The 12,134-nt window shown below is 37.9% G+C and carries 11 protein-coding genes; 1 reads left to right on the forward strand and 10 read right to left on the reverse strand.

Annotation, left to right across the window (positions count from 1 at the left end; genetic code table 11):
* Positions 1-266 precede the first annotated feature (266 nt).
* From IGI42_RS08340 to ispE, 10 genes are all read right to left on the reverse strand, one after another.
* Positions 267-719: a tyrosine-type recombinase/integrase gene (locus tag IGI42_RS08340; RefSeq protein WP_438715373.1), complete on the reverse strand. Its 453-nt coding sequence runs from the start codon at positions 717-719 to the stop codon at positions 267-269.
* Positions 720-848: 129 nt separating this feature from the next.
* Positions 849-2,699, reverse strand: coding sequence for an ATP-binding protein (locus tag IGI42_RS08345; RefSeq protein WP_438715374.1), 1,851 nt, complete (start codon positions 2,697-2,699; stop codon positions 849-851).
* 121 nt (positions 2,700-2,820) lie between these two features.
* Positions 2,821-3,177: a hypothetical protein gene (locus tag IGI42_RS08350; RefSeq protein ID WP_438715376.1), complete on the reverse strand. Its 357-nt coding sequence runs from the start codon at positions 3,175-3,177 to the stop codon at positions 2,821-2,823.
* A gap of 1,377 nt (positions 3,178-4,554) precedes the next feature.
* On the reverse strand, positions 4,555-5,523 hold the full coding sequence (locus IGI42_RS08355) for a ribose-phosphate diphosphokinase (RefSeq protein ID WP_438715377.1): 969 nt from the start codon (positions 5,521-5,523) through the stop codon (positions 4,555-4,557).
* A gap of 102 nt (positions 5,524-5,625) precedes the next feature.
* Positions 5,626-6,993: a bifunctional UDP-N-acetylglucosamine diphosphorylase/glucosamine-1-phosphate N-acetyltransferase GlmU gene (gene glmU, locus IGI42_RS08360; RefSeq protein ID WP_438715378.1), complete on the reverse strand. Its 1,368-nt coding sequence runs from the start codon at positions 6,991-6,993 to the stop codon at positions 5,626-5,628.
* 103 nt (positions 6,994-7,096) lie between these two features.
* A complete protein-coding gene (gene purR / locus IGI42_RS08365; RefSeq protein WP_438715379.1) occupies positions 7,097-7,915 on the reverse strand; it encodes a pur operon repressor in 819 nt (272 codons plus the stop codon).
* A gap of 142 nt (positions 7,916-8,057) precedes the next feature.
* Positions 8,058-8,891, reverse strand: coding sequence for a metal ABC transporter permease (locus IGI42_RS08370; RefSeq protein WP_438715381.1), 834 nt, complete (start codon positions 8,889-8,891; stop codon positions 8,058-8,060).
* The gene (locus IGI42_RS08375; RefSeq protein ID WP_438715382.1) at positions 8,864-9,544 is read right to left on the reverse strand and encodes a metal ABC transporter ATP-binding protein; all 681 of its coding nucleotides are present in this window, start codon (positions 9,542-9,544) and stop codon (positions 8,864-8,866) included. The genes IGI42_RS08370 and IGI42_RS08375 overlap by 28 nt, the downstream gene beginning before the upstream one ends.
* Positions 9,545-9,556: 12 nt before the next feature.
* Positions 9,557-10,498 carry a metal ABC transporter solute-binding protein, Zn/Mn family gene (locus tag IGI42_RS08380; protein WP_438715383.1) on the reverse strand — a complete coding sequence of 314 codons (942 nt, stop codon included), beginning with the start codon at positions 10,496-10,498 and terminating at the stop codon, positions 9,557-9,559.
* Between the two features lie 217 nt (positions 10,499-10,715).
* Positions 10,716-11,567: a 4-(cytidine 5'-diphospho)-2-C-methyl-D-erythritol kinase gene (gene ispE, locus IGI42_RS08385; RefSeq protein WP_438715384.1), complete on the reverse strand. Its 852-nt coding sequence runs from the start codon at positions 11,565-11,567 to the stop codon at positions 10,716-10,718.
* Positions 11,568-11,720: 153 nt separating this feature from the next.
* Between ispE and IGI42_RS08390 the strand changes: the two genes are divergently transcribed.
* On the forward strand, positions 11,721-12,128 hold the full coding sequence (locus tag IGI42_RS08390; protein ID WP_438715385.1) for an Hsp20/alpha crystallin family protein: 408 nt from the start codon (positions 11,721-11,723) through the stop codon (positions 12,126-12,128).
* Positions 12,129-12,134 lie beyond the last annotated feature (6 nt).

The raw sequence follows: 12,134 nt of genomic DNA on the forward strand, positions 1-12,134 counted from the left end.
TTAGTATCTGCAAATAAATTTACTAACTAAAAATTACTAGCTGTTTAAGTTTTATACTTTTCCAACACTTCATTCACAAATCGTTCACATCTGCCTTGTATTATATATGTATACCAACAAACAAACCTAACACTTTTTCATTTTTAACTCCTTGCCTGTCGGCCACCCACCGATGGGCCTTTTTTTATTTTCCACCATTTCATTTTTCACCTTTTATTTTTTGTGGCTGGATTTTGGCTATGCTGCTTATTTCATTAAAAAGGAGATTATACTCCAATTTTTATAAACGGAGTAATAATCTCAGCAATTAATTCTACTATATCTTTTAAATACTCTGAACTTAAATGCGCATAATTTGCTGTCACTGTTTTGTCTTTAATATCGTGCCCTACATACATACTTAGTTTCTTACTATTACAACCTGCCTCTTCTAAAAAAGTAATTAAAGTATGTCTAAACGCATGTAAAGTAAACTTACCATCCAACAATTCTTCCATCTTACTATTTATAGGTCTATTTTTGTAAAGAGTTTTTCTTCCAACATTATAGAAAATTATTCCATCTGATCCCCTTTTTACATCACATATTTTTTGTAATTCCTTTTGTTCTTTTTTCCAACTACTAAACAACTCCATAAGATACTCTGATTTTATTGGAATTTTCCTAATAGAATACTTTATCTTGGGTGTAAATATTTCTACTTTACCTTTGTTTATCATCTGTTGAAACTCTGCAATACCCTACCCTATTAATTTTCCTTTTCATTTTTTTGACATAATAAAACCTCCTCATCATTAATACATAGTAGTATGTTTCAATGACAAGAAAGTTTCGTTAATTTCAAAACATCATAATTTGCTAAACTCCGAAAATTTTTTAAACCAATTTTCAATTTCAGTATAAACACCATAAACTTCTAAATCCTCTTTGGTGAGTTTAGATGCTAATTTTTTATTTAGAATCCCTTTTATAGCTTGCTCTCTTTTATTGATATCTGGAATATGAAGAAGAACTTTATCTCGTAAAAACTTAGGTACATCTTTCTTCTTCCATTCATCTTTGTTATCAACTATTTCAATTCCAAATTCTGCTTCTATTAAATTATTTGGAATATAGTTCTCCATTTCTCTTAATTTAGTATTAAGTCCAGTTCTTCTACCATCATTTAACGCAACCATTTCTGAAACTTTTTTAATGTAATCATCTACATCTGAATCATAGATATGAAATTCTTTAACATTGGAATTTTCCAAATAATCTCTTTCAATCCATTGCTTCAATTTAGAACCCGACATTGAAATAATAGATGTCCCAGACAAATCAAAAATTTCCCTTAACTCTTCAACCGAGTTACTAATTCCATTTAAAAAGTTAACATCGTTTTCACCTTCAACACACAAAACCAATTTTGATGATATTGATGGTAAAATCCCTAGTGAATTAATTATTCCTCTGATTTTATCGTCTTCATTTCTTTCAACTTTTGGTTTACCTTGCATATCTCTTTTTATAAAAATTAGTGACTTGGGTTCTAACATTTTAGCTATTTCAGGAGTATGCGTAGTAAAAATAACTTGATTGTTACTATTATCACAAATTTTTTCTAATGAATTGAAAATTTGTAATTGGAAATCAGGATGTTGTGCGGTTTCAGGTTCTTCTATTGCATAAATTATCCCTTTGCTATCTCCACTTATAAAAGCCTTTTCCGCTTCAGCTCTAAAATAGCTCAATAAAATTAATCTTCTGACACCAGACCCTCTTTTATTAATAGGGATTTCTCTTTCATCGGAAATATTAAAAGAAAACAAACTTTCCCATGCCTTTATTTTGTGTGTTGTTTCTAGACCTTTAGCAATTGAAGTATCAAAATCACTTAATTTCTCAACAGTTGCTTCACCTACCTTGGAAACTTCGTCAATTATATATTTTTCAATTTCCTCCAGTTCCTCTAATTTATCCGACACAGCTTTTCTAGCTGCTGCACGTAATGGATTTTGAACCTCTGTATCGCTATCTGAATTCGTTCTATCCGATTGAAATAGAAAAAACATTGGGAAGTTTTTGGATAATGATTTCCATAGATTCTTATTGTCAGTTTCAATATCTTTAATGTTTATTCTATACTCTTTCCGCTCAACATTACTGCTATAGTATTTATACAAACATTTTCTTATATCAGCTTTTAACTTTTTATTTATATCATCGTAGTTGCTGATATCATTTTTTATTTCTTCCAATTCTTTCTTCAACTCACTAATTTTCATTGTAAGAAATTGTTTTTCACCCACATAGGGTATAAAAGCATTAATATTTATGCTTAAACTTTTTGCTGTTATACTTGTTCCCTTACAATCCCATCTTTTTTCGATTTCCAACAAACCATCTTTATTTAACAAATATTCTTCACTTAAGTTTGTAGGATTACTATCATCAATAATAATTAATTCATCTTTTGGAACATCAAAAAAACAAGTTATTGAGTAATATTTTTCTTCACAGCATGATATTAGCAAGTCATTAATATCTGGTTGTATAACACCTGTTTTTTTCTCTGCATTAAAAAAAATATCCAGAGCTTCTAAAATTGTAGATTTGCCCACATCATTTCTACCAACGAGTCCCGTCATTTGATTGAAATCAAAAATTTCCTCAGAATAACCTCGAAAATTCTTCAATTTCATTTTTACTAATTTCATTTCTACACATCCTATCTATAACTACTATAAACACATTGTGATATAGTATTCAAGATATGGCAATACTTGAATGCTATTATAATTAAAATTGTTGGTAGTTATTCAAAAATGAAAGTAAGACTTAATTACTGGAAGTCTTCTTTTTAAAAAATTCTAATTTAATTTTGGTAGCTTCAATTAGGAATTTTACTGTCACATCCGATACATAACTAAGATTGCTGTTATCCAAAATAAAAACATTTTTTCCTTCTGCATTCTTGATAATTTTAATTCCTTCTACAGATTTCCCACCCTTTTTTATTCGAGTTTGTAATTCTCCTACAACTCCCTCTCGTCTTTCACCTTGAAAAACTAACTCTTTAGCAAGTTCTTCATCTCCAAATAGATAATCCAAAAATTCACTTACTGTATTTCCTTCACTTTTTTCTCCCAATACACAATACAGTTTTTTTAATAGTTTACTTGTTGTAGACATCATTACCACATCTTTCTTTTAAGTGTGTGTGATGTTAACTCTGTTCTTAATTACTGTCAAATCCTTATTTAAAATAACACCTTTTTATAATTTGGCTGTGCTTGTGGCTGGAAACTTTGAAATATTCTTACTCCGTCATGCTTTCATATAATAGTCCTATAATTTGGAATGTTATTACATCAATAATAATGCTCTTTTCTACTCTTTTCGATTATCGATTCAGTGCAAATATATGTATACCAACAAACAACCCTAACACTTTTTCATTTTTAACTCCTTGCCTGCCAGCTACCCACTGGCAGGTTTTCTTTTTGTCAATTTTACTTTTCACAGTTCTATATTGTGAATTGGCTCTTATCAAGATAATTTAGATTTAATAGAGATGTGTTTAGTGAAATGATAGGCGTATAACGATAACACTCATTTTCTCCGAGCCTCGAAAAATGAATTACTTAACCGAAGTTAATTGCCTAATTTTTCATTCAAGAACAAACACATTTATATAGTTCTTTTCAAACTACCCAAGTTTTACACTTTTCCAACACTTCGTTCACAAATCATTCACATCTACCTTGTATTATATATGTATACCAACAAACAACCCTAACACTTTTTCATTTTTAACTCCTTGCCTGTCGGCCACCCACCGATGGGCTTTTTTTGTCAAATGAAGTAATTTCTAAAGTTTTTCTTTCGCTACATGATCCTTCATGGTTTGTCAAGACTAAATTCATGACTTTTTCACATTTATCTTGTAACATATAAGCATACCAACAAACAACCCTAACACTTTTTCATTTTTTTAACTCCTTTTCCCGTCGGCCACCCACCGACGGGTTCTTTTTTTGCCAGTCGTGCTTTTCGCAGTCTATAAAGATAGAAGTCCAGATGATTGATTGTATTTTTGACATGACACGAGAAGTTTAGCACGATGGTAGGCGTACGAAGGTCAAATTCCTTATTATGAGCTAGCTGCCAGTCCAACTTTTCCCAGTTTGTATTGTTAGAAAGAGCTTTGATATTATCAACTAAATATAGCTCCTAATGTTTAGTTGGATGGTAGGCGTACGACAATAAACTTCATTTTTTGCGCTCTTCGAAAAATGAGTTCCTTTGCTGGAGCTAGCTGCCAGTTTTACTTTTCCCAGTTTCTTATCGCGTAATCAGCACATAATAAAGTTAATACAATTTCATCGTTAAAACTGTTTAGTAAAATGGTACGCGTACGACAACCTAACTCATTTTTCGTGCTCTTCGAAAAATGAGTTCCTTACCCGGAGCTAGCCGCCAGTCCTGCTTACCGCATCCTGAAAAAACAACTTCTCAACCAATAGAAAAAGCGCAATTTTCCGATGACGAAAAATTGCGCTTTTTAAACTTTTATTTTTTAGTTTCAAACAATGGGCTAACTGGTTTGTTTTCATGGATACGTTTGATGGCATCCCCCATTAGTTCACCAACACTGATTTCGTCGATCTTGTCAATTTTACGATCATCTGACAAGTAGATTGAATCAGTCACTACCAAGTGCTCAATTGCTGAGTCTTGGATCCGTTGCATTGCAGGACCTGATAAGACAGGATGAGTACAAGATGCGTATACTTGTTTAGCGCCCGCTTCTTTTAAGGCATTGGCTGCTAAAGTGATCGTCCCAGCTGTATCGATCATATCATCGATGATGACACACGTTTTGCCGTCAACATTCCCGATAATATTCATAACTTCCGCTACGTTTGCTTTTGGTCGGCGTTTGTCGATAATCGCAATTGGCGCCTTCAAAAATTCTGCTAATTTACGGGCACGAGTTACCCCGCCATGGTCTGGAGACACTACAACGACATCATCGCCGCAAACCCCTTGTTCCACAAAATAATTAGCAATCAGCGGTGCTCCCATTAAATGATCCACTGGAATATCAAAGAACCCTTGAATCTGTGAAGCATGCAAATCCAATGTTAACAGACGAGTTGCTCCTGCTTTTTCGATCATGTTCGCTACTAATTTAGCTGTAATTGGTTCACGAGCACGAGCTTTTCGATCTTGACGTGCATAACCATAGTAAGGCATTACTACATTAATTGTTTTTGCACTAGCACGTTTTAAGGCATCAATCATAATTAATAGTTCCATCAAGTTATCATTTACCGGACTACTGGTTGACTGAATGACATAGACATGCGCACCACGAATACTTTCTTCGATATTGACTTGAATTTCGCCATCGCTAAATTGCGTAACTGAGCTTTTTCCTAGTTCAACTCCAACAGCTTCTGCAATTTTTTCTGCTAACGGACGATTCGAGTTCAAGGCAAAGATTTTCAATCTTGGATCAAAATACTGTTTTGACATGGGTCCCTCCACTTTCTTTTTCCATACGCTACCGATTATATACTATTTCAATTAAAATACTAGTCATTTTTCTAAAGGAAATCAAGCTTTCTAACTTAAAAACTAATAAGGAATACGTGAAGCATACCCTTCTTTGTTCACTTGTCTTGCCCGAGCGATCGCCATATCCCCGCTTTTTACGTCTTCTGTGATGGTCGAACCGGCTGCGGTAACACTATGATCTTCCAAGTTCACCGGAGCAACTAAATTCGTACCTGAACCAATAAAGACATGATCACCTACAGTTGTATGATGCTTATTCTTTCCATCATAGTTAACAAATACGACACCACAACCAACATTGATTTCTTTACCTAAAGTCGCATCGCCAACATAAGTTAGGTGACCTACTTTGGTTTGTTCACCAATGGAAGCCTTTTTCACTTCAACAAAGTTACCAATGTGGGCATGTTCGCCAATATCTGATTGTGGTCGCAAGTGAGCATAAGGACCCACATCAGCATTTTTGCGAACAATACTTTCTTCGATTACCGAAGATTTGATTTCAACATTGTCTTCAATTGTGCTGTCGACAATTTTAGAATGGGCACCAATTATACAATCTTCGCCAATGATGGTTTTTCCTTGCAGCTGAACACCCGGTTCGATTACCGTATCTGAGCCAATGACTACACCCGCATCTATATACGTGCTGGCTGGATCGATGAAGCTAACACCGTTAATCATGTGTGTTTTATTGATACGAGCGCGCATAATTTCGTTTGCCTTCGACAGTGCCATACGATCATTTACACCTAAAGATTCTTCAAAATCTTCGGTTTGGTAGGCAGCCACCGTTTTGCCATCATTTTTTAGAATTTCGACAATATCGGTTAAGTAATACTCGCCCTGAGCATTGTTGGTTCCAATTTTAGCTAGTGCATCAAACAACGCCTGATTATCAAAGCAATAAGTGCCCGTGTTGATTTCCTGCACGCGCGCTTCTTCTAAGCTTGCATCTTTTTGTTCAACAATTTTCTCAACGATCCCCACATGGTCTCGTAGAATTCGACCATAGCCAGTTGGATCTTCCGCATGAGCAGTTAAAATCGTTGCACTTGCTTTTTTCCCTTGATGATAATCAAACAGATTATCTAAGGTTTGCGTTGTCAATAGCGGGGTATCTCCACTGATCACTAATGTGGTACCCGTTTTGTCTTTCAAAAATTCAGCAGCCTGCATGACTGCATGACCTGTGCCTAATTGCTCAGCCTGCAACGCATATTGACTGCGCTCACCTAATTGAGCCTTCACTTTTTCAGCACCGTGTCCCACAATCGTTACAATTTCCGCGGGGCTCGTTTCAATTACCCGCTCAATGATGTGTTCGACCATTGGTTTACCTGCCACCGGGTGCAGCACTTTATACAATTTTGACTTCATTCGGGTTCCTTTACCCGCAGCCAAAATAATGGCGTATCGATTTTCCAAAATAGTCACTCCTAATAAGTTTTCTCTGATAAGTGTAGCTCACTCTCTAGCCATTTTCAATTCCGTTGAAAAATCCACAAGAAAATAAGCAAGGGAACCTTGCTTATTCGTTAAAACAATTTCCTGGGACAACCGTAATTGTTTTTGTACTAGTATCCACATCTTTAACATACAATAACGAGCGGTAATCGCTGATAGCACGCTCACCTTTAAAGCGTGATTCTGCAAAAACAGTAATACCAACAAGCTCAGCTTCAAATTCTTCAATCAAGCTCTTCATTCCGTTGACGGTTCCGCCGCCTTTCATGAAGTCATCAACGATCAAGACTTTCGAGCCTCGCTTTAAGCTGCGTTTTGACAGCTCCATCTTTTCGATGCGTTCAGATGAACCAGACACATAATTCACACTAACAGTCGACCCTTCCGTAATCTTCGAGTCGCGACGAACAATCACAAAAGGTACATTTAAATAATAAGAAACCGCTTGGGCAATCGGTACGCCTTTAGTTGCCACGGTCATCACGGCATCAATTTCTTTATCTAAATACTGCGCAGCAATAATTCTTCCTACCATTCGCAGTAAATCAGGTTGTCCTAGCATATCTGATAAATAAACATATCCGCCAGGTAATAAGCGATCTTCCTCAGACAAACGATCCGCTAAAGATTCAATGTATTCTTTAGCCGCTTCGTTAGTGATAGTCGGCGTATAAACTACTCCGCCAGCAGCACCGGGAATGGTTTCTAAAAAGCCAGTACCTCGCTCCTTTAAAGTCTTTTTGACAATGGCTAAATCTTCACTGATGGATGATTTCGCTGAACTGTAGCGTGCAGCAAAAAAAGTCAGTGGAATCAGTGTGTGGGGATGTTCTAATAAATATTGCGTTGTGTCGATCAAACGCTCACTACGACGAATTTTCACGTCTTTCACTCCTATCCTAATCTATCGTTTTTCATTATAAGGGTTTAACCCCAAAAATTCGAGCATTTTCTGGTTTTTGACAAAAAAAGTTCGGCTTTTCTAATAAAATGCCGAAAAAAAGAGGCAAAGCCTTCGCTTTCCTCTAATCGTTTTGATTTTTTTTCCGCTGTGTCATCATCCGAAGACGTCGCACTCCGTTCATCAGCAAGAAAAGGAAGATAAAACCTAGGGTAATTGTCGCCCCAGGCGGCGTATCCAAATAGAAGGAACCTGTTAATCCACCAATAATGCCGATAAAGCCAATCACTACACTAATCAGTATGACCATATTAAAACTCTTACCTGATCGCATTCCCGTCGCCGCTGGCAAGATCATAATCGCTGAAATCAGCAACGCCCCAGCAATTGGAATCATGATCGCAATCGCTACACCGGTTACGATATTAAAAATCATCGACATCATGCGTACCGGCAAGCCATCAACAGCTGCGATATCCTCATCAAAGGTCAATACATACATGGGCCGTTTGAAAAGGAAAAATAGAATACCTACCAAGACGAACAATATACCCAAAAAGAGAACCTGCGACCAGGTAACCGTTACGATGGAACCAAACAGATACGATTGAATACTCACCGCTGAGCTTCCCGGTGCCAGTTTCATCAACACTAAGGCAACCGCCAATCCTGCCGCCATCAAAATGGCAATGGAAATCTCCGAATAAGAGCTGTACATGTTTTGCAAATACTCCATGATAATTGCAGCTACGACTACTACCAGCAAAGTTGTGGCTGTGGGATTCAAATTCAGGAAGAACCCAAGCGCAACCCCTGCCAATGAGACGTGGGATAACGTATCCGCCATGAGCGACTGGCGGCGAATCACTAGGAAAACACCCAACATTGGAGCGATACCTGCGATAAATATTCCTGCCATAAAGGCTCGTCTCATGAATTCATATGAAAGCAGCGCCATTGAGAGTCCTCCTTTCGCACCAAGCGGATTTGTCGATCCACGTATTTTTTAATATCGTCGTGATCATGGGTAATCATTAGAATACTTTTCCCGTGAGCATGGGCACTATGCTGCAGCAAATCATAAAAATCATTCCGAGATCGTTCATCCATACCGGTCGTTGGCTCGTCTAAAATAAACAAATCCGGATCTTTGGCGAAAATTCGTGCAATACTGATCCGCTGCTTCTGACCGCCAGATAATTCTCCCACCCGCTTATGGCGCGTATTCCACATGCCTACAGATTCCAACGCTTTTTTCACATGCGCATGATCCCTCGGGGTTAACTTTTTAAACCATTTCCCTTGTGGATAACGACCTGAGCTCACTAGCTCCAGCACGGTACTGGGAAAGCCTGCATTAAATGAAGCTACCTGTTGCGGGATGTAGCCCATACTTAATTTTTTGCCTTCGCTATTTTCCTTGGCGATCGTTACTTGACCACTGCTGGGCTTAAGCAGTCCCAAAGTGGCTTTAATCAAGGTAGATTTGGCCGCCCCATTTTCACCAGTCAAGATGACAAATTCGCCAGGGTCTACATGATAAGAAACATTTTCCAATACCGGTTCCTCATCGTAATAAAAGGAAAGATTTTCTACTTTTATATAGGACATTGCCGTTTCTCCTTACTTAATACTTTCTTTCAAAGCTGTCAAATTTTCTTCCATTACCGAGAGATAGTTTTCACCGTCTTTAATTTGTTCTTCAGTCAGGCTCTCTAATGGATTCAATACTTCCAGTTTCACTCCGGTTTCCTGCGATAACGTTTCGGCGACTTTTGATGTGGCATTTTCCTCAAAGTAAATGACACGAACATTGTGGTCATCCACATAATGCTTCAATTCACTCAGACGTGCCGGCGAAGGTTCCTGATCCGGCGAGACTCCTGCGATTGCTTCTTGAGTTAAGCCATATTGTCGTGCTAAATAACCAAAAGCTGCATGTTGAGTGACAAAGGTTTTATTCGCTGCATCCGCAAACGCTGTTTGGTATTGAGTATCCAAAGCCTGCAATTTCTCAATATAAGCTGCCGCATTTTCTTCAAATACCGCTTTGTCATCAGGATATTTGGCACTCAGATCATCCCGGATTGTCTCAACTTCTTGAATTGCCAAAACAGGATCTAACCAAACATGGGGATCTAGTTCATGGCTGTGCTCCTCAGTCGATTCAGCTTCTTCTTCCTCGTGCTCATGAGCAGAACCTTCCATTAAAGAAATATCCTTTGATGCTTCAATAATCGTTGTTTGATCCGTATCAACACTATCGGTTAAATTATCCACCCAAGTTTCTAATTCAGGGCTGTTGTACACAAAGACATCTGAATCGGCAATTTGTGCTAGGTCTTTAGCCGATGGTTCAAAATCGTGAGGTTCCGTACCAGCTGGGATTAGGAGTTCAACATCTCCAGTATCTCCAACTACCTCTTTAGTAAATTCGTACATGGGATAAAAAGTCGTCATGACTTGGATTTTTTCATTTTCGGCAGGTTCTTGGTCTGGATTACCACAAGCGGCGAAAAGACCTACAGCGGCAATCGCTGTTAAGAAAAGAACACTTTTTTTCAATGGGTTTCACACCTTTCAAATACGTTTGACCTAAAATAATCTAACAGATGTTTTTCTATCCGTCAACTCAAAGCGTAAATTTTACGTTTTAGCAAACAAAGAGCCTATCAAACCGTAAAATATATGTTAGATCATTCATATGAAAAAGAAGAAGCACGATGATTGATTGTTATTTTTCACCTATCTGCAGACAGAAAAAAAGACCCACAAGTGGATCTTACTTTAAGGTTCGCACAAGATAAACTTCCTCGCAAAAACCCTTTAATGCGTTGTAAATATGCTGAGCCCGCGAATGCTTACGGCACAAGCCATAGACTGTAGGACCACTGCCGCTCATCATTGCGGCATCTGCGCCATATTTGATCATTCGGTCTTTGATTCTTTGAATAATTGGGTGTTTCTTGATCGTTACAACTTCCATTGAGTTTCCTAAATTTTCCGTCATCATCTGATAGTCTTGCGTTTCAATCGCTTGAATCAAGGCAGCAATGTCTGGATGATACAAATCTTCCATGACAATCTGGGAAAAAATACTGCGGGTGGAAACGCTCATCCGTGGTTTTACCACCACTACCCAGCATTGAGGCATTGAGGGTAGCAGCGTTACCTTTTCACCAAAGCCCTCCACTAAAGCCGTCTGACTATATACGCAATAAGGGACATCAGACCCTACTTCAGCACCCAATGCAGCTAGTTCTTCCATAGACAATCCTAACTGCCACAATCGGTTGACTGCGCGCAAGGCTGCCGCTGAATCAGTCGATCCGCCACCTAAGCCAGCTGCTACTGGAATTTGTTTATGAATGTGCACCTTCAAGCCCGTATCGATCTGGTAACGATCCTTGACCAGCTCCAAAGCTTCATAGACATGATTCTTCTTATCAGTAGGCAAAAAGGCTTTATTGGTTTCGATGATAATTTTGTTTTCAGGAATTTCCTCTAGCTGTAAGCGATCTGCCAGATCAATACTTGCCATCACCATTGACAGTTCATGCAAGCCATCTGGACGTTTGCCGAGAATGTCCAAACCAAGATTAATCTTAGCCGGTGCTTTTTCCATGATTTCCATTGACTTCACCTATTCAAATTTCTCATTAGGAAATTCTATCATAGCTCCTTATAAAAGTATAGTTACTCCATTTTATCATGCTTTCTCCTTTATCGGTTGAATAATTTCTTCTAAAGGCTTACGATGAAAGAAAAGGGAAAGAAGGAGAGCGCTATGGCAGGATTATTGTTTCCAAAAAAGGATTGGCTGGACGGCGAAGAATTAGTGGGGCGTCTAATGAACAGCTTTAATGAAGACCGCAAGTTAAATGTTGATGTACAGGAATTTTCTGATCATTATGAGGTAAAGGCTGACTTACCCGGTTTTGAAAAAGCAGAGATTACAGTTGAATACGACAGTGAAATCTTGATTATTGCTGCTGAACACGCTGAACAAAAAGCAGAGACAACTGGCCGCTACTTACGCAAGGAACGGTCTACCACAGCCTTACGACGTCAATTTGTAGTCAAAAATGTTGATGAAAACCAAATTACTGCAACCTTCGAAAACGGTGTCCTGACCTTGAATCTGCCAAAGCTTGAAGCCGACCGCTCTACACCAAAAAAAATTGATATTCAATAAGAAGAA

It is taken from the genome of Enterococcus sp. AZ109 (assembly GCF_051714625.1).
Lineage (GTDB): Bacteria > Bacillota > Bacilli > Lactobacillales > Enterococcaceae > Enterococcus_A.